The sequence below is a fragment of the Lactobacillus sp. RTP31084st1_F9_RTP31084_210423 genome (genome assembly GCF_040919545.1).
Taxonomy (GTDB): domain Bacteria; phylum Bacillota; class Bacilli; order Lactobacillales; family Lactobacillaceae; genus Lactobacillus; species Lactobacillus paragasseri.
In genome coordinates, this window is sequence record NZ_JBCOVH010000001.1 from 781,444 (window position 1) to 807,609 (window position 26,166).

At 35.1% G+C, this 26,166-nt stretch carries 29 protein-coding genes and 1 other annotated feature (1 of these 30 only partly in view); of the genes, 2 read left to right on the plus strand and 27 right to left on the minus strand.

Translation table 11 applies throughout. From position 1 onward, the window contains the following. Positions 1 to 77 precede the first annotated feature (77 nt). From acpP to AB5359_RS03860, 5 genes are read right to left on the minus strand one after another with little or no spacing between them, the layout of a single operon-like run. Positions 78 to 320: an acyl carrier protein gene (gene acpP, locus AB5359_RS03840; RefSeq protein WP_003647518.1), complete on the minus strand. Its 243-nt coding sequence runs from the start codon at positions 318 to 320 to the stop codon at positions 78 to 80. 55 nt (positions 321 to 375) lie between these two features. After that, positions 376 to 1,377 (minus strand): phosphate acyltransferase PlsX, encoded by a 1,002-nt coding sequence (gene plsX / locus AB5359_RS03845; protein ID WP_039156969.1) that lies wholly within the window; start codon positions 1,375 to 1,377, stop codon positions 376 to 378. Positions 1,378 to 1,388: 11 nt separating this feature from the next. Further along, complete coding sequence (gene recG, locus AB5359_RS03850; RefSeq protein WP_048686736.1) at positions 1,389 to 3,428, minus strand: ATP-dependent DNA helicase RecG; 2,040 nt, start codon at positions 3,426 to 3,428, stop codon at positions 1,389 to 1,391. Positions 3,429 to 3,431: 3 nt separating this feature from the next. Beyond that, positions 3,432 to 5,096 carry a DAK2 domain-containing protein gene (locus AB5359_RS03855; protein ID WP_039156972.1) on the minus strand — a complete coding sequence of 555 codons (1,665 nt, stop codon included), beginning with the start codon at positions 5,094 to 5,096 and terminating at the stop codon, positions 3,432 to 3,434. 21 nt (positions 5,097 to 5,117) lie between these two features. Then, positions 5,118 to 5,480 carry an Asp23/Gls24 family envelope stress response protein gene (locus tag AB5359_RS03860; RefSeq protein WP_003647521.1) on the minus strand — a complete coding sequence of 121 codons (363 nt, stop codon included), beginning with the start codon at positions 5,478 to 5,480 and terminating at the stop codon, positions 5,118 to 5,120. A 171-nt stretch (positions 5,481 to 5,651) separates the two neighbouring features. Here AB5359_RS03860 and rpmB point away from each other — a divergent pair, with 171 nt between their 5' ends. After that, positions 5,652 to 5,837: a 50S ribosomal protein L28 gene (gene rpmB / locus AB5359_RS03865; RefSeq protein ID WP_003647522.1), complete on the plus strand. Its 186-nt coding sequence runs from the start codon at positions 5,652 to 5,654 to the stop codon at positions 5,835 to 5,837. A 49-nt stretch (positions 5,838 to 5,886) separates the two neighbouring features. On the opposite strand, the gene AB5359_RS03870 is transcribed toward rpmB, so the two are convergent. The 10 genes from AB5359_RS03870 to gmk are packed head-to-tail and all read right to left on the minus strand — an operon-like array spanning position 5,887 to position 16,415. Beyond that, entirely contained in the window at positions 5,887 to 6,555 is a 669-nt protein-coding gene (locus AB5359_RS03870; protein ID WP_048686735.1) for a thiamine diphosphokinase, read from the minus strand. Beyond that, a complete protein-coding gene (gene rpe, locus AB5359_RS03875; RefSeq protein ID WP_048686733.1) occupies positions 6,552 to 7,202 on the minus strand; it encodes a ribulose-phosphate 3-epimerase in 651 nt (216 codons plus the stop codon). The genes AB5359_RS03870 and rpe overlap by 4 nt, the downstream gene beginning before the upstream one ends. A gap of 8 nt (positions 7,203 to 7,210) precedes the next feature. Continuing rightward, positions 7,211 to 8,104 carry a ribosome small subunit-dependent GTPase A gene (gene rsgA, locus AB5359_RS03880; protein ID WP_039156975.1) on the minus strand — a complete coding sequence of 298 codons (894 nt, stop codon included), beginning with the start codon at positions 8,102 to 8,104 and terminating at the stop codon, positions 7,211 to 7,213. Continuing rightward, on the minus strand, positions 8,104 to 10,092 hold the full coding sequence (pknB, locus tag AB5359_RS03885) for a Stk1 family PASTA domain-containing Ser/Thr kinase (RefSeq protein ID WP_048686731.1): 1,989 nt from the start codon (positions 10,090 to 10,092) through the stop codon (positions 8,104 to 8,106). The genes rsgA and pknB overlap by 1 nt, the downstream gene beginning before the upstream one ends. 2 nt (positions 10,093 to 10,094) lie before the next feature. Further along, positions 10,095 to 10,847 carry a Stp1/IreP family PP2C-type Ser/Thr phosphatase gene (locus AB5359_RS03890; protein ID WP_003649072.1) on the minus strand — a complete coding sequence of 251 codons (753 nt, stop codon included), beginning with the start codon at positions 10,845 to 10,847 and terminating at the stop codon, positions 10,095 to 10,097. Between the two features lie 6 nt (positions 10,848 to 10,853). Then, positions 10,854 to 12,170, minus strand: a complete 1,317-nt coding sequence (rsmB, locus tag AB5359_RS03895; RefSeq protein ID WP_048686730.1) for a 16S rRNA (cytosine(967)-C(5))-methyltransferase RsmB — start codon at positions 12,168 to 12,170, stop codon at positions 10,854 to 10,856. Next, on the minus strand, positions 12,163 to 13,107 hold the full coding sequence (gene fmt, locus AB5359_RS03900) for a methionyl-tRNA formyltransferase (protein ID WP_003649074.1): 945 nt from the start codon (positions 13,105 to 13,107) through the stop codon (positions 12,163 to 12,165). Before fmt ends, rsmB begins: the two co-directional genes overlap by 8 nt. 20 nt (positions 13,108 to 13,127) lie before the next feature. Beyond that, the gene (priA, locus tag AB5359_RS03905; RefSeq protein ID WP_048686728.1) at positions 13,128 to 15,524 is read right to left on the minus strand and encodes a primosomal protein N'; all 2,397 of its coding nucleotides are present in this window, start codon (positions 15,522 to 15,524) and stop codon (positions 13,128 to 13,130) included. Positions 15,525 to 15,578: 54 nt separating this feature from the next. Further along, the gene (gene rpoZ / locus AB5359_RS03910; RefSeq protein ID WP_003647530.1) at positions 15,579 to 15,797 is read right to left on the minus strand and encodes a DNA-directed RNA polymerase subunit omega; all 219 of its coding nucleotides are present in this window, start codon (positions 15,795 to 15,797) and stop codon (positions 15,579 to 15,581) included. A 3-nt stretch (positions 15,798 to 15,800) separates the two neighbouring features. Next, on the minus strand, positions 15,801 to 16,415 hold the full coding sequence (gmk, locus tag AB5359_RS03915) for a guanylate kinase (RefSeq protein ID WP_003649076.1): 615 nt from the start codon (positions 16,413 to 16,415) through the stop codon (positions 15,801 to 15,803). Positions 16,416 to 16,574: 159 nt separating this feature from the next. Here gmk and AB5359_RS03920 point away from each other — a divergent pair, with 159 nt between their 5' ends. Beyond that, positions 16,575 to 16,868 carry a hypothetical protein gene (locus AB5359_RS03920; protein WP_048686725.1) on the plus strand — a complete coding sequence of 98 codons (294 nt, stop codon included), beginning with the start codon at positions 16,575 to 16,577 and terminating at the stop codon, positions 16,866 to 16,868. A 60-nt stretch (positions 16,869 to 16,928) separates the two neighbouring features. On the opposite strand, the gene recN is transcribed toward AB5359_RS03920, so the two are convergent. From recN to rplU, 12 genes are all read right to left on the minus strand, one after another. Then, complete coding sequence (gene recN, locus AB5359_RS03925) at positions 16,929 to 18,608, minus strand: DNA repair protein RecN (RefSeq protein WP_048686722.1); 1,680 nt, start codon at positions 18,606 to 18,608, stop codon at positions 16,929 to 16,931. A gap of 10 nt (positions 18,609 to 18,618) precedes the next feature. Continuing rightward, positions 18,619 to 19,431 carry a TlyA family RNA methyltransferase gene (locus tag AB5359_RS03930; protein ID WP_048686720.1) on the minus strand — a complete coding sequence of 271 codons (813 nt, stop codon included), beginning with the start codon at positions 19,429 to 19,431 and terminating at the stop codon, positions 18,619 to 18,621. A 3-nt stretch (positions 19,432 to 19,434) separates the two neighbouring features. Next, a complete protein-coding gene (locus AB5359_RS03935; RefSeq protein ID WP_003649080.1) occupies positions 19,435 to 20,301 on the minus strand; it encodes a polyprenyl synthetase family protein in 867 nt (288 codons plus the stop codon). Further along, complete coding sequence (locus tag AB5359_RS03940) at positions 20,302 to 20,547, minus strand: exodeoxyribonuclease VII small subunit (RefSeq protein WP_003647535.1); 246 nt, start codon at positions 20,545 to 20,547, stop codon at positions 20,302 to 20,304. Further along, the gene (xseA, locus tag AB5359_RS03945; RefSeq protein ID WP_003649081.1) at positions 20,528 to 21,898 is read right to left on the minus strand and encodes an exodeoxyribonuclease VII large subunit; all 1,371 of its coding nucleotides are present in this window, start codon (positions 21,896 to 21,898) and stop codon (positions 20,528 to 20,530) included. The genes AB5359_RS03940 and xseA overlap by 20 nt, the downstream gene beginning before the upstream one ends. Beyond that, a complete protein-coding gene (locus AB5359_RS03950; RefSeq protein WP_003649082.1) occupies positions 21,888 to 22,736 on the minus strand; it encodes a bifunctional methylenetetrahydrofolate dehydrogenase/methenyltetrahydrofolate cyclohydrolase in 849 nt (282 codons plus the stop codon). Before AB5359_RS03950 ends, xseA begins: the two co-directional genes overlap by 11 nt. 47 nt (positions 22,737 to 22,783) lie before the next feature. Continuing rightward, positions 22,784 to 23,185 (minus strand): transcription antitermination factor NusB, encoded by a 402-nt coding sequence (gene nusB / locus AB5359_RS03955; RefSeq protein ID WP_048686714.1) that lies wholly within the window; start codon positions 23,183 to 23,185, stop codon positions 22,784 to 22,786. Further along, entirely contained in the window at positions 23,186 to 23,623 is a 438-nt protein-coding gene (locus AB5359_RS03960; RefSeq protein WP_048686712.1) for an Asp23/Gls24 family envelope stress response protein, read from the minus strand. A gap of 17 nt (positions 23,624 to 23,640) precedes the next feature. Next, the gene (gene efp, locus AB5359_RS03965) at positions 23,641 to 24,210 is read right to left on the minus strand and encodes an elongation factor P (protein WP_003647540.1); all 570 of its coding nucleotides are present in this window, start codon (positions 24,208 to 24,210) and stop codon (positions 23,641 to 23,643) included. 84 nt (positions 24,211 to 24,294) lie between these two features. Further along, complete coding sequence (locus AB5359_RS03970; protein ID WP_020806955.1) at positions 24,295 to 25,404, minus strand: aminopeptidase P family protein; 1,110 nt, start codon at positions 25,402 to 25,404, stop codon at positions 24,295 to 24,297. A 72-nt stretch (positions 25,405 to 25,476) separates the two neighbouring features. After that, positions 25,477 to 25,776: a 50S ribosomal protein L27 gene (gene rpmA / locus AB5359_RS03975; RefSeq protein ID WP_003647542.1), complete on the minus strand. Its 300-nt coding sequence runs from the start codon at positions 25,774 to 25,776 to the stop codon at positions 25,477 to 25,479. 19 nt (positions 25,777 to 25,795) lie between these two features. After that, the gene (gene rplU, locus AB5359_RS03980) at positions 25,796 to 26,107 is read right to left on the minus strand and encodes a 50S ribosomal protein L21 (protein WP_003647543.1); all 312 of its coding nucleotides are present in this window, start codon (positions 26,105 to 26,107) and stop codon (positions 25,796 to 25,798) included. Positions 26,108 to 26,121: 14 nt separating this feature from the next. Continuing rightward, positions 26,122 to 26,166 (minus strand) — a sequence feature (ribosomal protein L21 leader region) (it continues 36 nt past the right edge of the window).

Below are 26,166 nucleotides of genomic sequence, written 5' to 3' on the forward strand. Positions count from 1 at the left end.
GATACTGCTATTTCAATAACTTTTATAAAAGTAAATGAAAAATGACAGTATCTTCTGAAATTTCAATGATTAAAATTTTAATTTTGGTGATTCTTAATATACTCTACTGCTTCACCAACAGTTTGTAATTTTTCTGCGTCATCATCTGGAATTTCTGCTCCAAATGTATCTTCAAGATCCATTACTAACTCAACGAAATCAATTGAATCTGCATCTAAATCATTCTGAAAATTTAAATCTTTAGTGATCTTATCACGATCAATACTAAAACGTTCTGAAATCATATCAGCAATTTTGTTAAAAATTTCCTCTTCGGTCATTTCTTTAACCTCCAAAAAAGTTTAGTTTAATTCTAAGGCATTTTTTTATTAAAGTCTAGCGAGATTCACTAAAGTATTTTTTATATTCACCAACTAAATCCTGACTAAGCATCCTATCAATTTGCAACAAAGTGTAGTAAATTGGTCGAATATTAGATCTTCCGTGTGTTTTAACAACAGGCGCATTAACGCCCAATAAAACTGCACCGCCGTATCTTGCTGTATCAAATCTTTTCTTTAAAGCAGTTAATCCTGGTTTAGCCAGCAAGGCGCCAACTTTAGGGCGTAAACCATTATTTAAGAGCGAATCTTTAAGTAAACGTAGAATCACACTAGCAGTTCCCTCAATAGCTTTAAGAGTAGCATTTCCAGTAAAGCCGTCAGTCACAATTACATCAGCCTTACCTTCCATCAAATCATTTCCTTCAACATTACCAATAAAGTTAAGCTTAGTTTCTTTTAAAAGTTTATAAGCTTCTTGATGAAGTGGATCTCCCTTATCATCTTCTGCACCATTGTTTAATAAAGCAACAGTAGGATTTTGAATATTTCTAATTTTTTGAGCATAGAAGTTAGCCATTTGAGCCCACTGAACTAAGTATTCAGGCTTACTCTGCGCGTTAGCACCAACGTCAATAATATTAAAGCCTTGTTCACTCTTAGCACTAGGCAGCGTTGGCATTAGGGCTGGACGTTCAACGCCCTTAATTCTGCCAATAATAAAAATTCCGCAAGCAAGCAGTGCTCCAGTATTTCCTAATGAAAATAATGCGTCTGCTTTTCCTGCTTTAACATAGTTAGCAGCAACTACCATCGAGGAGTCTTTTTTACGTCTAATCGCTCTTACAGGCTCGTCGCTATCGACAATAACCTCACTCGTAGCAATAACTTCAATTCTTTCTTTTTGCTCATCAGGGATCAATTGATTAATTTTCTCTACGTCCCCAAATAAAATAAATTTTGTATCTTTTAGTTTAGGTTTTACCTTTAAAACAGCATCAATAATGGCCTGAGGGGCATTCTCTCCGCCCATCGCATCAATTGCAATTTTTTTCATACTTACTCCGTTTAATTATTATTTAAATCTTTCTTATATTTTAGCACTTCTAGTAAGAATTTATTTTCTGAGCTAGTCAAATTAGGATCAGCTTTAATTAGGGTACGAGCTTCTTTTTGAGCCGTAACCAAAGTATTATAGTCATTTACCACATCTCCAACCTGAAACTGTGGTAAGCCAGACTGTGCTTTACCAAAAACGTCTCCTTCACCTCGCAGCTTCAGATCTTCTTCTGCTAACTTAAAACCATTACTGGTAGAGGTAATTATCTTCATCCGCTTTTTACCGATTTCAGTTTTAGGATCACTCACAAAAACGCAGAAACTTTGCGTCTGTCCACGCCCAATTCGTCCGCGCAACTGATGCAGTTGACTTAAACCAAAGCGATCAGCGTTAAAAATTACCATCATATTTGCGTTTGGAACATCGACTCCAACTTCAATCACACTAGTTGTAACAAGGATATCAATCTTGCCAGCAGCAAAGCTGTCCATGATTTCATTCTTTTGGTTGCCTTTCATTTGACCATGAAGCAAAACTACATTTTCATCTTTAAAGTAGTGAGCAAGTTTAGCCTGCAGATCTTCAGCGTTTTTTAAATCACTTTTTTCTGATTCGCTAATCAAGGGAGTTACAACATAAATTTGAAAACCTTTATCAAGCTGTGAACGCATTAATTCAAGAACTTCTTTTAACTTGCTTGATGTTGCCCATGAAGAAACCACTGGCTTACGTCCTTTAGGTAAATGACGAATCTCTGAAACAGCCATATCGCCATATACTGTTAAAGCTAAAGTACGCGGAATCGGCGTTGCTGTCATTGCTAAAACATCTGGAGCAACTCCTTTTTTAATTAATGTATTTCTTTGATTGACACCAAAGCGGTGCTGTTCATCAATAATTACAAGACCGAGATTCTTAAAATGAACATCCTTTTGAATTAAAGCATGTGTTCCAATCACTACATTGATTGTTCCGTCAGCTAATTCACGATAAATTTCTCTCTTTTCTAATTCCTTGGTATCACCAGTTAATAAGGCGACTCTAACTCCCAAAGGTCTTAATAATTCGTCTACTTTAGTAAAATGCTGCTGAGCCAAAATTTCCGTAGGAACCATCAAGGCTGCCTGAAAACCGGCAGTAATCGCGGCATAAATAGCAAAAACTGCTACAACTGTTTTGCCGCTACCAACATCTCCTTGAAGTAGTCTTCTCATTTGTCTTGGAGAATGAAGATCGGCAAAAATTTCATTAACCACTTTTTTTTGATCATCTGATAGTTCAAAAGGAATCGCTTGAATTAATTCTTTCACGGCAGCTAAATCATATCTTTTTTCTATACCAGGCACATCTTCATCCCTTTGAGAAAGAAGCTGAGCTAGTTGCACTTGAAAGAGAAAAAATTCCCTAAAAATAGCACTTCTACGCGCTATTTTGGCTTCATTACCATTTTTAGGATGATGCATTTTTTCTACTAAGGTTTGATCAGAAAGTAGGCGATACTTTTCTCGTAAGACTGCCGGAATTGTTTCCCCAACTTCAGGCAAGACTTCCTCTAGAGCCAGATCAATTAGTTTTTGTAACTTATTTTGCTTCAAATGACGGTTAACAGAATAAATTGGCGCAAAACCTGAGTCTTTCTTTTCTGCTACTAACTTAAAGCCACTTAGTGATTGTCTAGCCACCTGATACTTACCGTAAACGGCAACTTCCTTACCTGATTCAACCTTATCTTTTAACCAAGGCTGATTAAAAAAATTGACCATGATTATGTCATGATCAATTTTCATTTTAAAGCTGAGTCTTGTTTTTCGATAACCAAATCGGCTAACAAACGGATCTGTTACCACTATTCCCTTTAATAAGACTTTTTGTCCATCTTCGATTTGATCAAGAGGGATTGTCTCTAAGTCATCATATCTAAAAGGAAAATAAAATAGTAAATCATAAATTGTATTGATGCCAAGACCAGCTAAAGCCGTGGCAGTTTTAGCTCCTACGCCTTTTAGCTCAGTTACTGGTTCAAATAACTTACTCTGCTTATTATTCATATTTTATTCCACGGATACCAAGAAGTAGTAAACCGGCTGACCACCATCATGAATTTCAAATTCTAAATCATCGTGGCTTGCTTCAAGTTTTTTAACTACTGCATCAGCTTCTTCTCTAGTAGCATCGCTACCGTACATAATAGTGATAATTTCACTATCTTCATCTAACATCTTTTCAATCATAGATACAGTGGTATCAACTAAATCTGGATTATCAACCTCAATTGTACCGTCAACAATTCCAAGATAATCATCCTTTTTAACTTGGATATCATCGATCTTAGTATCACGAATTGCTTTTGTAACTTCACCAGATTTAACAGTATCTAAATCTTCAGACATTGCTTCAACGTTTTCTTCTACTGAAGCATCAGGATCAAATGAAAGCATAGCGGTTAAACCTTGAGAAATTGTCTTAGTTGGCACAATTCCAACTGGAATATCACTAACTTCAGCAGCTTGTTTAGCTGCCATAATGATATTACCGTTATTTGGTAAAATAATGGCTTTCTTAGCACCTGATTTAGTGATTGCGTCCATAATATCCTTAGTAGATGGATTCATAGTTTGTCCACCAGAAATGATTCTATTTACGCCTTCACTCTTAAAGAGTTCACGAATTCCGTGACCTGAAGCAACTGCAATAACTGCAAAATCAACACTTTCTTCTTGTTCTTCGTTATTTTCTAAGATAGTTTCGTGTTGAATTCGCATATTATCAATCTTAATTTTGCCTAATTGACCAAATTTTTTACCATAAGTAAAGACATCTCCAGGATGTTCCGTATGAACGTGAACTTTAGCAACTTCACCATCAGAAACTGCTAATAATGAATCACCTAAGTTAGAAAGATGCTCCCTGAATTGGTCAAGGTCAAACTTCTCTTTGTTTGGAACATCTGCAGTCAAGTCAACCATTATTTCAGTACAGTAGCCATTCTTAATATCACTCGTTGATAATTGAACTTGCGCAGATTCAGCTTGATGGTGAGCTGCATTAATTAACTCATCCATTTCACCTTCATCAAGTTGATAATCATCATTATCTTTTTCGCCAAGTATTCCTTCTAAAAAACCTTGATAAATAAATACGAGTCCTTGACCACCTGAGTCAACTACTCCAACTTGCTTTAAAACTGGCAATAAATCTGGTGTAGTCTTTAAAGCTTTCTTAGCACCGTCAACTACTGCTCTCATTACTTCACTGACATCATCAGTTTCATTAGCCTTGTTCTTACCTTCTTCAGCCGCAACGCGAGCAACAGTTAAGATGGTTCCCTCAACCGGCTTCATAACTGCCTTATAAGCAGTTGAAACACCATTTGCAAAAGCATCTGCTAAGTCTTGTGCAGTTAAGGCCTTTTTACCTTCTGTAGCTTTATAAAAGCCTCTAAAGAGTTGGGAAGTAATAACACCACTGTTACCACGAGCTCCCATTAGCATACCTTTTGATAGACTCTCTGTTAAATCGCCAACAGATTCACTGAGGTTTTCATTAACTGCCTTAGCTCCGCTTTCGATGGTTAAGTTCATATTAGTTCCAGTATCACCATCAGGTACTGGGAAAACATTTAATTTATTTACAAATTCAGCATTTTTGCCCATGCGATGAGTTGCTGCACGAACCATATCTCTGAATTGATCACTATTAATTTCAGTTAAAACCACAATTAGCTCCTCCAGATTGCATTAATCGTCTAAAATCTTTACGCCTTGAACAATGACGTTAACAGATTTTGTTTTAATGCCTAAAAGATTTTCAAGATTGTATTTTACACTATCTTGTACATTGTGACTTACTTCTGAAATTTTTAGACCATAACCCACAATAATATATACATCAACGACTATTTGATTATCATTAGTTTTAATTACTACACCGCGTCGATAATTCTCGCGATTTAAAATAGTGTAAGCTCCATCCCGCAAAGCGTTCTTTGAAGCCATTCCAACTACACCATAGTTAGAAGTTGCTGCGCCACCAACGACAGTAGCGATCACACTATTTGAAATATCAATTAAGCCATACTTTGTTTTAATTTTAACAGCCATCGTATTCCTCCATTAACGAAGAACAATTTTTTCTCAATTTATTTTAACACAGCAAGCTTTTATATCAACAATGTTAGTTTTAAGAAAATGAAAAGACAATATTGCACAAAACTAAAAGCTGTGATAAATTAGATAAGTACTACAACACAAATAAAGGAGGGTTTAGCACAAATGGCAAAAGACATTATTACTGGCCGCAAGACGGTCTTTGGTAACAAGCGTTCAAAGGCTTTGAACTCCGTGCGGCGTTCATGGAAGCCAAACCTTCAAAAAGTTCGCATCCTTGTTGACGGTAAGCCAAAGCGTGTTTGGGTATCTGCTCGCGCTTTGAAATCCGGTAAGGTTAAACGTGCCTAATTAAGAAGTAAAAAAAATAAAAGGGATCAAGTATAAAACTTGATCCCTTTTATTTTTTATCTCGGCTATTAATTACAATTAAAACACCAAATTTACAAGAAATTTTTACTGCTTGCTGACGCAAATATTCATTTGAAGAATACATAGTTGGCACTTTCAAATCAACTGGGGCTAAATCATATTTAGCATTTTTAATACTAAAATCTTTCACCTCGGTTAAAGCACCAATCCCTAAATATTTGTAGTCAGAATTATAAGAAATTAAGTGTCTTCCTTTGCCAAAAAAGCGCACAATATTCTGTTTATCAACGAACTTAATTTGCTCTTTAAAACTGGCAAAAGGTGTTTTTAATACAGCGTACATATTAACAAAAAAATGATCTAATCTTCCCCCTGTTGCACCATATACAGTCAAATCATCAACCTTATAGTCAATAAATGCTGCATAATACAACATTTCTGAATCTGTAAAATCTTTAATAGGATTTGAGTAACGCATATCTTTAACTTTACGTTCAACTAATTGTCTTTCATGATTAGTTAATGAGTCATAATCTCCTAATGCAACATCAGGAACTATTCCTAGTTCTAATAAAAAAAGGCTGCCCCGGTCACTAGCCATAATTAGGGCGCCCTTTTTTTGTGCTAATTTAATTTTATCTGCTAAATTTTGTGGCCATTCTTCTTTTGGACCGCCTAATAATGCAATTGCTTTCATTTATCTTCTTTTTTCAACTTCATTACTTGGTCTTCAATACTGCCATTTCTAAAAATATACGATCCAGCAACAAAAATCTTAGCTCCAGCATCGCGAGTTAATTTTAAAGTTTCACGATCTATTCCGCCATCTACCTCAATCGGCAAATCTAGATTTTCATTTTTAATCATATCTTGAAGTTCAGTCAAACGATCAACCGATACTTCTTCGAATTTTTGACCACCAAAACCTGGTTTGACAGTCATTAATAGCACTTGATCTAATTTATTTAAAAAAGGCTTTAATTTATTAACTGGCGTCGAAGGATTAATTGCCATTCCGCAACGAACATTATGGTCTTTCAAATAATTTAACCAGTAATCTGGCTTATTTGTGGCTTCATAGTGAAATTCTAAAATATCACACCCAGCTTCAACAAAAAGTGGCAAAGTAGTATCCAAATTATTACTCATTAAATGAATTTCCGCCTTAGTAAAAGGAAATGAGCGTTTAAAATCTTTTACCAATTCTGGTCCATAGGATAAATTAGGAACAAAATGGCCATCCATTATATCAATATGAAACCTTTCAATGCCACTCTCAATGGCTGCTTTAATATCACGGCTTAAATGCATGTTATCTGCATTCAAGATTGATGGTGCTATCATTTCTTCACCTATTTCTTTAAATACTCAGGCATTCTGTTTTCAGAAATTTCCTGTCTAATCTTTAAATAAGAATCATAGCGGCTTTTAGCTATTCTTCCCTCTTCAATTAGTTTCTTAACCTCACAACCAGGCTCTTTTATATGCTGGCATCGTCTAAACTTGCACTTAACGCTTGCATCTTTTAAATCATAAAAATAATTTCCAAGCTCATCAACTTTAATTTTAAATAAGTCAATTGCTGAAAAACCTGGAGTGTCTGCAATAAAACCAGATGCATATTTAAAAAGCTTAACTTGTCTTGTTGTATGCTTACCACGATTTAAAGCTGTTGAAATTGCACCTGTCGCTTGGTTTGCTTCTCTTTCCAGCTTATTTAGCAAAGTTGACTTTCCCGCTCCAGATTGACCTGCTAAAGTCCAGATTTGATCTTTCTGAATCATAGTAGGCAATTGTCGTTCTAATTCTTCTGCATCTTCAAAAACAGAATAGCCAATTTTTTGATAATAATCTAACTTACATTTAATTGCTTTTAATTTTTCATTAGGCGTAATATCAGATTTTGATAAATAAATAACTACTCCCACATTTTTCCAAGCAAAAAAGGTCAGATATCTATCTAGCAATTCAAGTGAAAAATCCGGTTCAACCGCTGAAATGACTAATAATACTCTTGATACATTGGCTACTGCAGGACGTCCAATTTCATTAGTTCGAGGTAATATTTCTATCAAGTAATTCATCCCTTGATCGTCTAATTGAACAACTACTCTATCACCTACTAATGGCTTTTGCTTACGATCTCTAAAAACTCCACGTGCTCTAGTTCTAACTACCTTGTTCTCAATTTCAACGTCGTAATAACCGGAAATAGCGCTAACGATAGTCCCTTGTGCTTTATTCATTATTTATTAACGTCCTCATCTAAAATAGTATTGCCATTTCTTAATATCTTTATATGGCCATTTTTCTTAGTTAATTTAAAAGGAACAGTAAAACTTTGCTCAGAAGTAATATTCATATCACGATAAATATTATTAATCGAATGATCATCATCCGAAACATAAACCTGAATATGATCAGGTGTCTTTTGTGAATTACTTTGACTAGAATCTGCTGGATAATTTATTGTATATGACTTAGTAACCGTGGTAGTCGTAGTAGAGCTGTTTGAACTACTATTTGCATCTGTCTTTTTAGACTTAGCTACTATAACAGTTAAGGTAGAACCTGAACTTACGTCAGTACCCGATTCTGGCGATTGACGCAAGACAGTTCCATCATTCTTATCATCTGAATCTTCTTCTTCAACTTTAAGTGTTAAATGATTCTCACGAGCATAATCTTGAGCGCCCTTTAAAGAATAGCCTACAATATCCCTTAATTTTATTGTATGTCTTCTAGATCGGGTACTACTCGCCGAAGAAGGTCCTTTAGAAACTAATAAAGTTACAGTTGCCTTATCAGGATTAATTTGCTGGCCAGGCTCAACATCTTGAGCATTAACCTGATTCTTAGGGTTGCTAGAATATTCTTCAGTTTTAGCAACCGAAAAGCCTAATTTAACTAACTGTTTCTTAGCAACAGTATATGATTCACCAATCACATTAGGCATTTCGACAAGATGAGGCCCCTTAGAAATAATCAGATTTACCTTTTGTCCATCTTTTATTTGCGAACCAATTGGAGGCTTAGTTCTGATTACCTTTCCTTTAGGTACAGTATCAGAGTACTCATAACTAATTTTTCCAAGTTCTAAACCAGAAGAATTCAAAGAATTTTTAGCTTCTGTCTGCGTCATTTTATTAAGATTAGGAATATCTACCATATCTTTTCTACCAAGAGCAAAAAAGAGAATTACCATAATCACGCAAAATGCAATTAAAGCACCTATCCACCACCACTTATGGCCTTTTAGGTTATCTAGGAAATTCTTTTTTTCTTCTTTTGGCTCTGACTTTTCCTGTGTTTCATGATCTTTATTATGAACGCTTCCTTCTAGCGGAGGAATAACGATAGTTTCATCTGCTGCGGGATCATGTTGGGGCTTATAGACAGGTTCATCCTTACGCTTTGGATCCAAACAAGTATCTAAATCTTTTTTCATATCTAAAACAGACTTATATCGATCTCTCGGATCTTTAGCGGTAGCTTTAAAGACAACATTTTCTAGTGCTTGGGGAATTGACGGATTTTTAGCTCTTAAAGACGGCGTTTTTTCTTGAAAATGTTTCAAGGCAACTGCAACCGCATTTTCTCCCGTAAAAGGAACCGTTCCAGTCAATAATTTATATAAAATGATCCCCAAAGAATAAATATCTGATTGCTTTGTAGCCATACTGCCACGTGCTTGTTCAGGAGACATATAATGTACTGATCCCATAGCAGTATTAGTTTGCGTCATGGTACTTTGATTTAGTGCAATCGCAATACCAAAATCAACAATCTTAATATTACCCTTTTTATCCATTAAAATATTTTGTGGTTTTAGATCGCGATGGATCACATTGTGTTTATGTGCTAAAGCTACAGCACTCAAAATCTGATCCATAATATCAATCACTTTAGGCAAAGGAATTGGATTATTGCGTTGAATGTATTCCTCTAAATCGGAGCCATCAACATAATCCATTACCAAATAATGGCAATCTCCTTCCGTTCCTACATCAAGAATAGAAACAATATGAGGATGACTTAATTCACTAGTTGAAAGTGCTTCTCTTTGAAAGCGTTGAATAGTTTGAGGATCTTTTTGCAAATTAAGCCGTAATACTTTAACAGCGACTTTTCTTTGCAAAATGATATCCTCAGCTAAATAAACATTAGCCATTCCACCTTCGCCTAGAACAGAAATGATTTTATAGCGACCACCAAGTAAATGGCCCTTTTCCATCGCTATTTGTCACCATCCTTTTCTACATAGGCAAGTAAACAAACAGTAATATTATCTCCGCCACCTAAACGATTTGCTTCATTAATCAATTTATTGCAACGTTCTTTTAAACTTAAGTTCTTAGTGGCAAGAATTTGTTGAATTTGAGGATCCGTTAAAGAATTTGTTAGTCCATCTGTACAAAGAAGAAAAATATCACCTGCATGTACTTCAAGTACATCAAATTCTGGATTCACAGTACTTGAAACACCTAATGTTTCAGTAATGATATTTTTTTGAGGATGATTTCTAGCTTGTTGCTCAGTTATTTGTCCCATCTTAACTAATTCATGTACTAAGGAATGATCCTCAGTGATTTGCTTAAACTCATTTCCGCCATACAAATAGCAGCGTGAATCCCCTAAATGAGCAATTAAGATTTTTTCGGTAAAAGCAATTGCCAAAACAACTGTAGTACCCATCCCATTTAAATCAGCAAAACGGTCTGCTGTATTTAAAATAGTTTCATTTTCTAATCGCAATTGTACAGTTAGCCATTTTTGAGCTAAATCAGGATCAGTAAAATCTGTCTTTTCAAAATTGTGACCTAAATGGCTAACGGCCATTGTTGAAGCAACATCGCCGCCCTGATGGCCACCCATTCCGTCACAAACGATCCCCATAATGATATTATTTTGATTTTTAAATACTTTTACGAAGTCCTGATTAGTCTCTCGGACTCTACCAATGCTTGAAGCAAACGCTGTTTTAATCAAAATTATTTACCCTCGTTTTTTTAATTTTGCAATAAAAAATCCATCACTGCCATCTACACTAGGAAAAATTCTTACCATGTTCTGTTTTGGAAGCTTTCCTACCTGAACTGGAACTAAATCAAATTCAGGGTGCAGTTTCAAAAATTGATTAACTACTCCCTCATCTTCTTCAAGGCTAATCGTGCAAGTTGAATAAACCAACTCTCCACTTGGAGCTAAAAGTCCACTAATATTTTCTAAGATAGACAGCTGAATTCTAGCTAAATTTTTAATATCATCTAGTGACTTTTCATATCTAATCTCTGGCTTACGTCTTATTAAACCGAGACCAGAACAAGGAGCATCTACTAAGATTTTATCAAATTGTCCTGCAGTAAAATATTCTTGAGCTTTTCTGGCATCCAAAGCCTTTGTTTTTACTTTATCACTAACATGAAGTCTTTTGGCAGCATTTTTGACAAGCCTTAGTTTATTTTCATGAATATCTAAAGCAATTACGCTACCATTTGTTAATTTTTCTGCAATTTGAACAGTCTTTCCTCCAGGAGCACTACATGCATCTAAAACCTGTTCATTCCCAGTAAAATTAAAAGCATCTACAGCAAGTGAAGCTGCCGCATCTTGAATAGTAATTTTTCCGTCCTTAAACAAGCTGGTTTGTGCTACTCCGCCTTTACTTAGGTTCAAATTATGCCCTGTTAAACAAGATTCTTTAAAATCAAAACCGTCTTTTCTCAATGCGGTTTTAATTTCTTCGAACTTCCCTTTCCCTGCAGCCATTCTGATTGAGTTAGCTGCTGGTTGATTACTTCGCACCAAAATTTCTTTAGTCTGATCTTCACCAAAATGATCCAATAAATATTCTACCAACCACTTAGGAAAGCTTTCTTTGATACTCAAATAATCAACTAAATTATCAGACGATGGTAAAACTTTTCCTTGGCGCTCTAAAGCACGTAAAATTCCATTAACTAGTTTATAGCTACCACTATTTTTCTTACTAAATTTTTTAGCTAATTTATTTGCTTCATCAAAGATTGCATTTGCTGGTACTTTTTCTAGGAAAAAATATTGGTATGCAGACATTAAAAGTAATGGCATTAAAAATTTATCGCGTAATTTGGTCTTAATCAGCGGTTTTAATTGATATTCTAAAAATATTTTATATTGAATAGTTCCATAAACAATTCTTGTTGCTAAAGCCTTATCAGCTGGCTTTAACTCATATTTTACTAGTTCATTATTTAAAGCAATATTAGAATAGCTCTTTTGATTAAAAACCTTAATCAAAGTTTCTAAAGCAACTGTTCTCGCATTACTCATCAATTATCTTTTCTCCACTTGTAAAATGACTGCCTTGACCGTTTAAGTAGTCCTTAATATTCATTTTTTTCTTGCCAGTTGGTTGAACTTCAAGTAGTTCTAATTCACTTCCATTAGCCATGCTAATTACAAATCTCTTTTTATTAGTAACTAAAGTTCCAGCAGGAAAACTTGTTTTCTCAGCTAAAGGTTTTGCCTTCCAAATCTTAAATCTCTTGCCATCAAGCATTAAGTATGCGCCTGGATCAGGATTAAGGGCGCGAATCAAATTATTAGCTTGCTCAGCCGTCATTGATAATTTAATTTGCTCTTGTTCTTTAGAAATATTTGGTGAAAAAACTACCTTAGCTTCATTTTGAGGAGTCCGTGTAATTGTTCCATCAATAAATTTTGGCAGGGTTTCTAGCAGTAAATCTCTACCTAAAATACTTAACTTATCAAATAAAGTACCACTGGTATCGTCAGCTTCAATTGGTAAAGCTTTTTGAGAGAAAATATCTCCTGCATCCATTTTCTTAACCATTTCCATTATGGTAATTCCGGTTTCCTTATCTCCATTTAAAACGGAGTACTGAATCGGTGCACCACCACGATATTTTGGCAAGAGTGAACCATGGACATTAACCGGTGCAATCTTAGCAGACTTCAAAAATTTAGTTGGTAAAAATTGTCCATAAGCTGCAGTTACAATAAAGTCTGGTTCAATCTTCATTAATTCTGCAAGCTCATCTGATCCAGATAACTTAGCTGGCTGATAAACAGGAAGATTATGTTTTAGCGCAGTTTGCTTAACAGCAGATTGATGAACTACTTGCTTACGTCCTACTCGTTTATCAGGCTGAGTAACTACAGCCTTAACATCATATCCTTGATCAATTAAACCTTGCAAAACAACACTACCAAAATTTGGCGTTCCTAAAAAAATAACTGATGACATAGATTCAACTTCCTTCTTAACTACATTATTCTTTCTGGCTCATTATCAATATATATATTTAAACCACGTTTTTGCGCTAATTGTGCATCATCCTGAATTTGATGAAGCAAATCATGCAATTTAGGCTCATATTTATATTTTACCAAGATTTGGTAATAATATTGATTTTTAATTTTTGCTACGCTACTTGGAGTCGGTCCCAAAATAATTGTTGGAGCATGTAGATGCCGCATCAACTTTCTTTTAATCACAAATGCTTCTTTAGCAGCCGATTGCTCATTCTTTGATGTAATCATAATTAGTGTGGTATAGAAGAAAGGCGGATAGTTGCCTTGAAATCTAACCTGCATTTCTTTTTGGTAAAAACTCTCATAATCCTGACTTTGTGCTAATTTTATCGCATAATTATCAGGATTATAAGTTTGAATCATTACCCTGCCAGTTTTTTCTGCTCTTCCAGCTCTTCCTGATACTTGCGTTAGCAGATCAAAAGTTTTTTCTGCAGAATTAAAATCTGGTAGTGAGAGGGCAGTATCAGCATTAATTACACCAACTAAAGTTACATTGGGAAAATCCAATCCCTTTGCGATCATCTGTGTCCCTAATAAAATATCAGCTTTATGATCGCCAAAACTATCTAAGATTTTTTTATAACTTCCCTTACGTCTAGTCGTATCAACATCCATTCTTAAAATTTTTGCTTCGGGTAGTAATTTTTCAAGTTCTTCTTGTACTTTTTGTGTTCCAGTACCTAAAAATCTTATTTTTTCACTTTGACACTTTGGACATTTTCTTGGAATCGGTTCTTTATGTCCGCAATAATGACACTGCATCTGTTGGGTATCTTTATGGAGGGTTAATGAAATGTCACAGTTTGGGCATTTTAGGACAAAGCCACAATTGCGACAAAGCATAAAACTAGCGAAGCCTCGACGATTAAGAAGTAAAATTACCTGTTCTTTTTTAGCTATTTTTTCTTTGATTGCATCCACTAAAGGAATCGATAAATCAAACTGAGCTCCAGCAAATTCGACTGTTTTTAAATCAATTAAATCAACTTTAGGCAAAGATTTTTGATTAGCACGTTTAGTTAAAAGCAATAATTCATATCTTCCTTTTTGAGCTCTTGCACGACTTGCTAAGGAAGGCGTAGCACTCCCTAAAACAACTGGGCATTTATGGAATTTACTTCTCAATAAAGCAACATCTCTAGCATGATAACGAGGAGTATCATTTTGTTTATAGGAAGATTCATGTTCTTCATCAATTACTATTAAGCCAATATTTTTTAAAGGAGCAAAAATCGCACTTCTTGCTCCGACTACAACTTGAGCTTCTCCACGACGAATTCTGCGCCACTCATCATATTTTTCTCCTTCAGATAAGCCACTATGCAAAACTGCAACATTATCTCCAAAACGTTCTTTTACTTGCTTAACCATTTGCGGTGTCAAAGAAATTTCTGGAACTAACATTAAAGCATTTCTTTTCTGCTCAAGTGCGATACTAATTGCATGAAGGTATACTTCTGTCTTACCACTACCAGTAATTCCTTCAAGAAGAAAAGTTTTAGCTTCTTTTTTTTGAATACTTTTTCCAATTGAATTTAAAGCATGCGTTTGTTCTGAATTTAACTTAATGTGATTTTTCTGTTTCCTAGACTCAAAGTCTTTTAACGGATCACGATATATTTCTTGCTCTTTTTTTACAAGCCAGCCTTTTTTTACAGCGGTTCTTAGAACAGAACTTGACACATCCAGTTCAGACACTATTTTTGAACCTAATTTTGGATATTCATGATATTTTTTTACGATATTATCCAATAAAGCTTGCTGCTTTTTAGCGGTTTTTCTTAATCCTTTTAAAATCTCTTGGTATTCAACTTTAGTTTTCGTTAAAAGATAGATTGCAGCCTGTTTTTTCTTGGCTTTGTTTTCAACTAGGTATTCAATCTTAGCCTGATTATTTTTAATTAACTTTCTAATTTCTACAATAGTATTAAGATTTGAAACTTCATTTAAATCAAGTGGCTCACCTTTAAAAATTTTAAGCTTTTTTGCTTCTTCAGTAATTGGAACTAAAATTTTTCGATAATTTGCCCTCATTACCCTTGGCAACATCGATTGCAAGATTGTAATTCGGTAGGCAAAAATTTTATCGGCTAAAGTTTTAGACAAAGCAACTAATTCTGGAGTAAGAGGTGGCAATTCATCAACTACAACAAGTAAATCTCTCAATTTTCCTGAATAAGAAGTTGTTTTACTGATACCAACAACAAAGCCTTGTACTTTTCGCCTCCCAAAGGGAACGACCACTCTTGAGCCAACAGCTACATCAGTTAGTTCTTGAGGAATATGATATTCAAACACGCGATCAGTTTGCTTAGCAGCCACATCTACAATAACTTGTGCAATCATCTAACTTATCACCTACTAAAAAACCTTCATTGCTTAACAATGAAGGAAAAAATTCTAGCCAATATCTTCACGATGCTCAGGATCAATTGTAACTTTACCAGCAGCAATTTCTTCAAGCGCCTTGCCAACTGCTTTGTCAGACTTATAATGCTTTAAAGCTAACGGTGCTCCGGCTTGAATTTCGTGAGCTCTTTTAGCAGCTAAAACTGAAAGAGAATAACGAGAATTTACTCGTGACAGCAATTTATCAATAGATGGATATGTAATTTTCATCTGTTAATCCTCCTTAACCATATTTCTATAATCATTAATTACTCGCGGTACACGCACGTGTTCTGCTTCAACAATAGATTTAATATGATCAACTGCATTAGCCACAGTATCATTAACTACAGCATAATCATAGTCTTCCATCATTAAGATCTCTTTACGTGCCTGCTTCATTCTCATTGCAATTACCTTATCAGAATCGGTTCCGCGGTTAACAATTCGATGCTTTAATTCGTGCAAATCTGGTGGTGTTAAAAAGATAAAAACACCATCGGGCATCAACTTACGCACTTGTTTTGCTCCATTAACATCAATTTCGAGTAAAACATCTTTGCCTTCTTTAAGCATCTTTTGAACAGGTGCAAGAGGAGTGCCATAGTGATTACCTACATATTCATTATATTCCAAAAGTTCGTTATCTCTAATCGCCTCTTGAAAACGATCTTCCGAAACAAAATAGTAATCCTTGCCATCAACTTCACCTGGACGAGGCTTACGAGTCGTCATTGAAACAGAATATTCAAATGAAAAAGCTTTTTGCTTAACCATTGCACTTTTAACGGTCCCCTTACCAACACCTGAAGGACCAGATAGAACTAATAATAAACCTTGATGTGCCATTTTTGCTCCTAAAAATTATAGTAACAAGAATATATTGCACTAAAAAGCGAACAATTTCAAGAGTTTCGCAAAGAGATATAAATTCTGCTTGCAATTAAAAACATTTGTTCGTATAATACATAGTGCAAACACAAGTTCGGGATATACGAGGAATGAGATATGAATTTATTGAAATCACTTAATAATTATAGCAAAAAAATCTATAATTATTTCTTTAACTATAATATTAATAAGCTTACTACTTTTGCACAAGATCCAGGTAAAATTATTAGAATTTTAGAGCATGCGCTCTTTCATAAAGAATACATCTTACTCACCTACCAAAATGGAAAAACGGAAATTGGACAGCTAATTAAACGAACATCAGCTGGACGTTTTGTACTAGATAGTTATGATAATAATATAATTAGAATTATTGACTTAAATGATATCTTTAATGTTGAAACAGCATAAAAATAAAGGACTTCTTAAAGTGATGCAATTTTAAATCATCATTACAAGAAGTCCTTTATTTTATTTTTTAAAGCTTTCCATCAAATCAGCAGCATTTCTTTTAGCAGCATCAGTTACATCAGAGCCTGCCATCATTTGAGCAATTGCCGTAATTGCTTCTTCTTGAGTAAGAGGTCCAACTTGAGTATAAGTAGCTCCATCTTTAACTTGTTTTACAACAGAATATCGTTGATCACCAGCAGCAGCAACTTGCGGTGAGTGAGTTATCGTAATAACTTGTTTTTCTTGACCAATTGCATGCATTTTTTTACCAATAGCTGCTGAAACACGTCCAGAAACACCAGTATCAATTTCGTCAAAAATCATCGTTCCAACTGGTTCTACGCGACTAAAGATCGCTTTTAAAGCTAAAATTAAGCGTGACTGCTCCCCGCCAGATACTATCTTGACTAAAGGCATCAAGGACTCACCAGGGTTTGGCGCAATCATAAAAATCACTTGATCTGTTCCTAATTTTGTAAAAGAATCAGTCTCATTAATTCGAATAGAAAAACGAGCTTTTTCCATATAAAGATCAGCTAATTCTTTTTTTATCTTTTCCTCCAGCTCACGAGCAGTTTGTTCTCTTTGCTTATGTAGTCTTTTTGCCTTCCTGCTGAGTTTATTTTCAACATCAGCTAATTGTTTTTGAATTTTTTCTTCGTCCAAATCTCCAGTTTCAAATTTACCAAGTTCGCTCTTAACCTTCTGGGCAAATTTAAAAACATCTTCTAGAGTTGGTCCATATTTTTTCTTAAGAGTATTTAGAGTATCTAAGCGGCTAGAAACATATTGATAGCGCTCTTCATCAAAATCCATCTGATCCATTAGAGAAGACAATTCACTACGAGCGTCATTTAACGAATAAACTCCATCATTAAAACTAGTAGCAAAATTTTCAAATTTTTTACCATAATTGCTTAAATCTTCTGCTGCATTTTGTGCATCCCCAAGTAAAGTAGCTAGACCATGCTCGTCATCGTCATATAATTGCATAAAATAATTGGCTGTATCAGCAATTTTTTGATAATTATTTAATTCATTAAATTCTTCTTCTAACTTTTCGTCCTCATCTGGATCAGTTAAATCAGCACTCTCAAGTTCATTATTTTGAAATTCTAAAATATCTTGCTTCTGAGCAATTTCTTGCGCATCTTCTCTTAATTTACGCAATTGTGAAGTAAGATGACGCCATCTTTCAAAATCAGCCGCATAATCTTCTAATTCATCCTTAAATTTAGGTTTGGCATAATTATCAATTAAGTCAATTTGCCGATCTGGATCCATTAAAATTTGTTGATCATTTTGGCCATGAATATCAACCAGATTTTTACCGATTTCTCGTAGTACATTAATTGTTGTTAGCTGACCATTAATTCTAACTACATTTCTACCCTTATGCGTTAACTCTCGACTAATTATTAATTGATCATCTTCAAATGGAAGACCATATTTTTCACATAATTTTTCAATTAACTCTTTTTGCTCGCTCAGCACAAATAAGCCCGTGATAACTGCTTTTTTTTCACCAGAGCGAATCATTTCATTTTGTGCTCGACTTCCCAGTAAGAGGGAAACTGCATCAATAATAATTGACTTTCCTGCACCTGTTTCTCCAATTAAAACAGTCATTTTTTCTTGAAAACGAACTTTAAGCGTCTTAATAATTGCAAAGTTTTTAATATCTAATTCAACTAACATTTTTTCTCACCTAAAGGCCACTAACTGCACGTTGAACCACATCAACTGGACTTCCTTGCCACAAATCTTGTCCAGGATTTGCTAAATCTTTACCTAAATGGATCAAAAACTCAATATTTCCCTTGCCACCCTTAATTGGTGAATAATCTACTCCAAGAATATTAAATCCAATCTTTTGAGCCATTTGCATTGTATGCTTAATGACATTAGCGTGAACATCGTGATCATGAACAATTCCATGTTTGCCCACATTTTCAGGACCAGCTTCAAATTGGGGTTTAATTAAGCAAACAGCATCACACTGATCTTTTAAAATTTCATACATTGGCGGCATGATTAAATCTAACGATATAAATGACACATCTGTCATTGCAAAATCGGGAAGCCCATCAGTAAAATCAGCAGGCTTACTATAGCGGAAATTTTGTTTTTCCATAACTATAACTTGCGGGTTGTCGCGTAATTTCCAAGCAAGTTGATTATAACCAACATCAAGGGCATAAACTAACTTAGCACCATTTTGCAAGGCAACATCAGTAAATCCACCCGTTGAAGCACCAATATCAAGACAAATCTTATCTTTCAAGTTAATATTAAATACTTGCAAAGCCTTTTCTAATTTAAATCCACCACGAGAAACATATTTTTTGCCATCATCTTTAATATGAAAAATCTCACCTTCAGGAAATTTTTCACCACTTTTGTCAATTTTTTGATGATTATGGTCATTAACTAAGCCCGCCATAATAGCTCGTTGCGCTTGGCTGCGAGAATTAAAAAGGCCTTGTTCAAATAATAAAACATCTGCACGCTTTTTAGCCATTTACTATAATACCTTCTGATATAAATTAAAAAAATCGCCTAACAAAGGCTGCTTAAAGATTTTTACAGCTTCTTTTCCCGTTTCAATCATTTTTAAAAGCTGCTTACGACTAGCTTCAATTCCAAGTAAAGTTAAGGTATTGTTTTTACCTTCATCTGCATCTTTGTGCGTAGCTTTACCTGCTTCTTGCTCTGTTTCAACTACGTCAACTAAATCATCATAAATTTGATAAGATCTACCAAACTGTTTACTAAAATTATCTAGGCGATCAACTTGATCAGTGCTTGCACCAGCATAAACAGCTGCCATTTTAACACTAGCTTCAATTAAGCAACCTGTCTTTAACCACTCCATTTGATCAATAACTTTGACGTTTTCTTTAACTAAATCATTATTAGTTGAATCAATATCAAGATATTGTCCGCCTACCATTCCGTTTGGACCAACAGCTTGTGAGATTATAATAGCCAAGGCCGCTGAATTACTACCTTCTGTAATCCATTGAATTCCTAATGGAAGCAAGGCATCCCCAGCTAAAATAGCTTCAGCCTCTCCCCATTTCTTATGAGAGGTAAGCTTTCCGCGGCGATAATCATCATTGTCCATTGCTGGTAAATCATCATGAATTAGTGAATAAGTATGTATTAATTCAATTCCGCATGCGATTCTTAATTCTGATTCACTAATTTTATAGTTTAATGTTTCAAGTGTTGCTAAGAAAAGAAGCGGTCGTAATCTCTTACCACCAGCCATGACTGAATATGACATAATTTTACTAAAAATTGGATTATCAACTTCACTTGCTAAGTGATCCTCTAAAAATTTATCAATTTGAGGTGTATATATTTTTTGAAAATCTTTTAAATTCATTTATTCTTCCTCAGGAGCTGACGCATTTTGGGGATCGAGCGTCTTCTCGTTTCCATCTTTATCAACTAACTTAGCAACTGTTTGCTCGGCATCATTAAGTTTCTTTTCCAGTTCACGACTCAACTTAACTCCAGCTTGAAATTCATTTAAAGCGTCTTCAAGAGGAACGTTGCCACTTTCAAGCTTATTGACAATTTCTTGTAATTCATTTAATTGTTCTTCAAAATTATTTTTCTTGGTTGCCATCTTTTTCTCTCCGAATATTTTCTACATTTACTTGTACTTGACCATCTTTGAAATGTAACTTTAATTTTTCATCAATTTCTAACTTATCAACAGAAGTAACTGTATTTCCCTCCTGATCCGTTGTATAAACGTAGCCCCGACTAATTGTCTTCAAAGGGCTAATGTCATCTAACTGCTGCATGGTTCGATTTAATTTATTTCTTTGATCTTTTAGATAAGTTGTCATTGTTGAAAATAAATTAGCAACTATAAAAGTTCGTTCACGTTCTAGCTGTTCTAGTCTTCGACCAGGATTAAGCGCCTTTAACCGTTCCTGAAGCAAACGTACACCTGAACGATCATGCTGAAGCTGGTTAGACATTGCTTGATTGAGTCGATGAGTAAGCATATCAACTTGTTGAATTTGTTGATCATAAATTCTAGTTGGCTCTTGTAGAACTGGAGCGTTCCTCAGACGATCTAAAATCTGACGTTTAGCACGAATATTAGCCTGCATTGCTGCATAAAGCCGAGCGCGTAATTGTACAATTTTAGTTAATACATCAGCTAAATTTGGCGTTGCATATTCTGCAGCAGCTGTCGGAGTTGCTGCACGAGCATCTGCAACTAGGTCAGCTAAAGTAGTATCAGTTTCATGTCCCACAGAACTGATAACTGGCATTTGCATTGCATAAATTTGACGTACAACCTTTTCTTCGTTAAAAGGCCACAGATCCTCTAATGATCCTCCACCGCGTCCAATAATAACTACATCATACTTATCGCCCTGCGCTTGAATCTGTTTTAGAGAAGCAACAATAGTATCAGCTGCTTCATCTCCTTGAACTTTAGCTGGATAGAGATCAATTTCAGCATGCGGAAACCGTCGGTTAGCTGTAACCATAATATCGTGAATAACTGCCCCAGAGGCACTAGTTACAACTGCAATACGATCTGGAAACAGTGGCAAACGCTTTTTATGATCTTCATTAAATAAGCCTTCTTTTGCAAGTTTTTCTTGTAGCTGTCTTAGTTGTTCATAAAGAGCACCTAACCCAGCTGGTTCCATCGTTTGAGCGTAAAACTGGTATGAGCCTTGCGGACCATAAACATCCACATAACCACTTACATAAACTTTCATTCCCTCTTCAGGCTTAAACTTTAATTTTTCAAAAAAAGAGCGAAACATAACTACGTTAATTTTAGACTTATCGTCCTTTAATGAAAAATATTGATGGGAATGCATCCTGAATCTAAAATTAGATAACTCTCCCTGTAAAAAAACCTTATGTAGATAAGGATCATTTTTAAATTTTTGTGAAATATAAAAATTTAAATCACTCACAGAAAGATAAACTGGATTATCTGCCATGCTGCTTCCTCGTTAAAATTACTGCTTGTTTCATTAAACTAGCAACTGTCAATGGACCAACTCCTCCAGGAACCGGTGTAATTGCTTCAGCCTTAGGGGCTACTGTATCGAAATCTACATCACCCATTAATTTACCATTTTCTCGGTTCATCCCAACATCAATCAAAACTGCACCGTCTTTTACCATATCTTCAGTTACTAAATGAGCTTTACCTACATCAGAAATGATTACATCAGCGTTTCTTGTCAAGTCTGCCAGATTCTTAGTCTTTGAATGAGCAATGGTTACAGTTGCATCTCGTTCAAGTAAAACTGCAGCCAAAGGCTTACCGACAATCACGCTCCGACCAATAATCACTGTATTCTTTCCGGCCATATTAATTCCGTAATAATCAATCAATGTTAAAATACTACGAACTGTCGCTGGAATAATATCACTCTGTCCTTCCCAAAGACGACCTAAGTTAAGTGGAGAAAATCCATCAGCATCTTTTTCAGGAGCAATAGTTTCAAAAATGGCTCTTGGATTAATTTGAGGTGGAACTGGTAATTGAACCATAATCCCATTAATATTTGGATCTTGATTAAGTTCCTTAATCTTTCCTAGAAGTTCAGCTTGAGAAGTATCAGCTGGAAAATGCAATCCAACTTCATTGATACCTACTTTTTTTGCTAAATTTCTTTTAACTCGCAAATAAATTTTACTTGCAGGATCGTCTCCAACTTCTATTACGCATAAAGTTGGATTTATTCCGTCATTTTTTAAATTTTTTATTTCTTTTTTCAAATTTTCTGTAATTTCATTTGCAGGAGTTTTTCCTTCTAGTAATTTTTTCACCTAATCACCTCATCAAAAAAAGTCGGCTCAACGAGCCGACTCATTAGTTAGTCTTTCTTAATGAAATTGGCCAAGAGACCATTAATAAATTTTTTGGATTCTTTAGAGCTAAATTCATCACATAAATTTAACGCTTCATTTAAAGCAGCTACTGGCTCAATTGCCTTACTATTTTGCATTTCATAAAGAGCCACTTCAAGGATGGCCAGATCAATTTCGTTAATCCTATTAAGACGCCAACCCTTTTTTAAGTATTTACTTAATTGCCCATCAAGCTCTTTTTTATTAGCTAAGACACCATTTACTATTTCTGCAGAATAATCCGGAAAACTCTTTAGCTCTAAAGCTTTTAGTGCTTTTTGACAAACTTCTTCCGCATCAGTTAAATTTCCTTGGTTAGCCAAATAAATTGCTTGCATTGCAATTCTTCTCATCTCATGCTGTGTCATTTAGTCGTCCTCTTTATCATCTGGGAAAAGTGCTTCTGTGTTAGCTTTTGCTTCAGATTCAGTCTCTTCTGTTTCTGAAACTAGGCCAACTACATGAACATTAATTTGAGTTAAATCTAAATCCGTCATTTGCTTCAATTGCAAAGTCAAGTTTTTCTGCAGTTCGACGCATACTTTTGGCACATTTACGCCATAGTCAAGATAAGCATAAACATCAGCAGTTAACTTATCGTCTTCAACACTTAAGGAAACGCCTTTACCTTGGTTAGAACGACCAAAAAGAGTATTAATGCCAGTCTTCAGCGTCCCACGCATTTCGCTGACGCCATCGACTTTTCTGGCAGCAATTCCTAGAATAACTTCTAAAACACCAAGATCAACTCGGGTTTCATCGCCTTTGTCATTGCTTGATAAAAGAATCGTTGAATTATCAGCCATATTTTTTACCTCAAAAATTATTTATTTGCACGAGAAACGTAAGTACCATCAGCAGTATTAATAGTTAATACATCACCTTGATTAATAAAGAATGGAACATTAACTACTAAACCTGTTTCCATAGTTGCAGGCTTACCACCACCAGAAGAAGTATCGCCTTTAATGTTAGGTTCAGTTTCAGCAACTTCAAGATCAACTGTGTTTGGTAAGTCAACACCTAAAGTTTCACCGTCGTGCATAATGACATTAACTACCATGTTTTCTTTTAAGAACTTAGATTCTCTTTCAACTTGAGCTTCTGGAATTTCAAGTTGTTCATAAGTAGTAGTATCCATAAATACAAAACTTGTACCGTCATTGTATAAGTATTGCATAGCTTTAGTTTGAATGTCAGCAGTATTAACTTTAGCAGTTGAACGGAAAGTGTATTCTTGTACTGCACCAGTTCTTAAGCTCTTAAGCTTTGAACGAACGAAAGCACTACCTTTACCTGGCTTAACATGTTGGAATTCAACAATACGCCATAAATCGTTGTTATATTCAATAGTTAATCCATTTTTAAATTCATTAACTGAGATCATTGTCATAGTAAAATTACCTCATTTCTACACTTACTTATCTTACCAATCTTATCCATTGTTTCGCAACATTAACCACATAATTAGATAAAATTATAGAATTAAAAGCTCATCTTTTGGCAATTGTGACATTACATAAGGATGATCGTCCTTAATCAACACATCATCTTCAATTCTAACACCGCCGCGATCTGGTAAATAAATTCCAGGCTCAACAGTAATTGCCATATTATTCTTCATAACTTCTTTTCCATATGGCATTGCTGGCGTACAGAGTTCGTGTACTTCTAGTCCAATTCCATGGCCAATCCCATGACCGAAGTATTCACCATAGCCTTGCTCTTTAATATAGTTTCTAGCAGCTTGATCGATATCTTTTCCAGTATTTCCAGCAATTGCTGCAGCAATTCCGCGCTTTTGGGCTTCTAATACAATATAGTATATTTTTTCTAATTCTGGTTCTACTTGTCCTAAAGCTACTGTTCTAGTGATATCCGCAGTGTAACCATGATAAAAGCTTCCAAAATCAATTACAATCAATTCACCTTGTTGAATTTTTTTATCACTAGCAACGCCATGTGCCCAGCTACCACGATATCCAGAAGCAATAATCGTTTCAAAAGAAGGACCATCTCCGCCATTCATTTTAAACAAATAGTCTAATTTAGCTCCGATAGCTCTTTCGCTAACTCCTGGTTTAATTAAAGGCAAGATCTCTTTAAAACTTTGAGCAGAAATATCAATCGCTTTTTGTAAAGTAGCCAATTCTAAGTCGTCTTTTACATTGCGAACTTTTTCAACTAATTCAGCACTTAAGACAAAATTAAGATCGGGACAGGCCTCTTTCAAAGCTTCAAATTGAGTTGCAGAAATAAATTCTCCTTCAACTAAAACATTTTTTACATCTAATTGTTTTAATTGCTTAGCAATTTCTTTAACCACATCCATTGTCTGCATTACGACCTTCATTTCACCAGGAGCTTGATGACGAATTTGATCCTTAAAGCGTGAATCAGACAACAAAACACGATCCCCTTCAGCAGTCAAAATAAGCTCAGCTTCTTCACCAGAAAAATTAGTTAAGAAACGATAATTTGCTTGATTAAAAATAATTAAAGCATCTGCTTGTTCTTCTTTAATCAATTTAGTAGTTTTATCAATTCGATTATTAATTAAAGTTAGCAACTCTTGATTTGAAGACATATGACCTACCTCCTGAGTAGATAAAAAAAGACCGAACGTTCCTTAGGGACGTCCAGTCTGCAAAAGAAATAATTATTTTGCTTCTTCAACTGGGTAAACAGAAACTTGTTTACGATCTCTGCCCAAACGTTCGAATTTAACAACGCCACTAGTTAAAGCAAACAAAGTGTCGTCGCCACCGATACCAACGTTCTTACCTGGGTGGATCTTAGTACCGCGTTGACGGAAAATGATTGAACCTGCGTTGATCTTTTGACCATCAGCACGCTTTGCGCCTAAACGACGACCAGCTGAGTTACGACCGTTAGCAGTTGAACCACCACCCTTGTGGTGGGCAAATAATTTAAGTGCTTCAAGATTATTAATCATCATAATTTGTTTCACCCCTTAATTAAGCTTCAATGCTTTCGATAGTTACCTTAGTGTAAGGTTGACGGTGACCGTACTTAGTGTGTGAGTGCTTCTTAGGCTTGTATTTGAAAGTAACAACTTTCTTTTCTTTGCCTTGCTTTTCAACTTTAGCAACAACTTTAGCACCTTCAACTACAGGAGTACCAATCTTAGTTGACTTACCATCATTTACAAGAATAACTTCATCAAAAGTTACTTCGTCGCCAGGCTTAACTTCAAGTTTTTCAACAAAAACGCTATCGCCCTTAGCAACCTTGTATTGCTTACCACCGGTTTTAATAACTGCGTACATTTGTACACCTCCGAAAAAATACTTAGACTCGCCGTATGAGGTGGAATTAACGTTAATTC

What these genes read in the sequence shown, in the direction of transcription:
- fmt (WP_003649074.1), bottom strand. Translation starts at nt 13,107, where the DNA reads ATGTCATCAGTTATTTTTTTAGGAACGCCAAATTTTGGTAGTGTTGTT.
- rpe (WP_048686733.1), bottom strand. Translation starts at nt 7,202, where the DNA reads ATGATAGCACCATCAATCTTGAATGCAGATAACATGCATTTAAGCCGT.
- efp (WP_003647540.1), bottom strand. Translation starts at nt 24,210, where the DNA reads ATGACAATGATCTCAGTTAATGAATTTAAAAATGGATTAACTATTGAA.
- AB5359_RS03930 (WP_048686720.1), bottom strand. Translation starts at nt 19,431, where the DNA reads ATGGCTAAAAAGCGTGCAGATGTTTTATTATTTGAACAAGGCCTTTTT.
- AB5359_RS03970 (WP_020806955.1), bottom strand. Translation starts at nt 25,404, where the DNA reads ATGTCTTCAAATCAAGAGTTGCTAACTTTAATTAATAATCGAATTGAT.
- recN (WP_048686722.1), bottom strand. Translation starts at nt 18,608, where the DNA reads ATGTTAGTTGAATTAGATATTAAAAACTTTGCAATTATTAAGACGCTT.
- nusB (WP_048686714.1), bottom strand. Translation starts at nt 23,185, where the DNA reads ATGACACAGCATGAGATGAGAAGAATTGCAATGCAAGCAATTTATTTG.
- rpmA (WP_003647542.1), bottom strand. Translation starts at nt 25,776, where the DNA reads ATGATGATTAATAATCTTGAAGCACTTAAATTATTTGCCCACCACAAG.
- AB5359_RS03920 (WP_048686725.1), top strand. Translation starts at nt 16,575, where the DNA reads ATGAATTTATTGAAATCACTTAATAATTATAGCAAAAAAATCTATAAT.
- priA (WP_048686728.1), bottom strand. Translation starts at nt 15,524, where the DNA reads ATGATTGCACAAGTTATTGTAGATGTGGCTGCTAAGCAAACTGATCGC.
- xseA (WP_003649081.1), bottom strand. Translation starts at nt 21,898, where the DNA reads ATGGCAGATAATCCAGTTTATCTTTCTGTGAGTGATTTAAATTTTTAT.
- AB5359_RS03935 (WP_003649080.1), bottom strand. Translation starts at nt 20,301, where the DNA reads ATGAATTTAAAAGATTTTCAAAAAATATATACACCTCAAATTGATAAA.
- AB5359_RS03940 (WP_003647535.1), bottom strand. Translation starts at nt 20,547, where the DNA reads ATGGCAACCAAGAAAAATAATTTTGAAGAACAATTAAATGAATTACAA.
- rpmB (WP_003647522.1), top strand. Translation starts at nt 5,652, where the DNA reads ATGGCAAAAGACATTATTACTGGCCGCAAGACGGTCTTTGGTAACAAG.
- pknB (WP_048686731.1), bottom strand. Translation starts at nt 10,092, where the DNA reads ATGGAAAAGGGCCATTTACTTGGTGGTCGCTATAAAATCATTTCTGTT.
- recG (WP_048686736.1), bottom strand. Translation starts at nt 3,428, where the DNA reads ATGAATAATAAGCAGAGTAAGTTATTTGAACCAGTAACTGAGCTAAAA.
- acpP (WP_003647518.1), bottom strand. Translation starts at nt 320, where the DNA reads ATGACCGAAGAGGAAATTTTTAACAAAATTGCTGATATGATTTCAGAA.
- rpoZ (WP_003647530.1), bottom strand. Translation starts at nt 15,797, where the DNA reads ATGAAAATTACATATCCATCTATTGATAAATTGCTGTCACGAGTAAAT.
- AB5359_RS03960 (WP_048686712.1), bottom strand. Translation starts at nt 23,623, where the DNA reads ATGGCTGATAATTCAACGATTCTTTTATCAAGCAATGACAAAGGCGAT.
- rplU (WP_003647543.1), bottom strand. Translation starts at nt 26,107, where the DNA reads ATGTACGCAGTTATTAAAACCGGTGGTAAGCAATACAAGGTTGCTAAG.
- AB5359_RS03870 (WP_048686735.1), bottom strand. Translation starts at nt 6,555, where the DNA reads ATGAAAGCAATTGCATTATTAGGCGGTCCAAAAGAAGAATGGCCACAA.
- rsmB (WP_048686730.1), bottom strand. Translation starts at nt 12,170, where the DNA reads ATGAGTAATGCGAGAACAGTTGCTTTAGAAACTTTGATTAAGGTTTTT.
- AB5359_RS03860 (WP_003647521.1), bottom strand. Translation starts at nt 5,480, where the DNA reads ATGGCTGTTAAAATTAAAACAAAGTATGGCTTAATTGATATTTCAAAT.
- plsX (WP_039156969.1), bottom strand. Translation starts at nt 1,377, where the DNA reads ATGAAAAAAATTGCAATTGATGCGATGGGCGGAGAGAATGCCCCTCAG.
- gmk (WP_003649076.1), bottom strand. Translation starts at nt 16,415, where the DNA reads ATGGCACATCAAGGTTTATTATTAGTTCTATCTGGTCCTTCAGGTGTT.
- rsgA (WP_039156975.1), bottom strand. Translation starts at nt 8,104, where the DNA reads ATGAATAAAGCACAAGGGACTATCGTTAGCGCTATTTCCGGTTATTAC.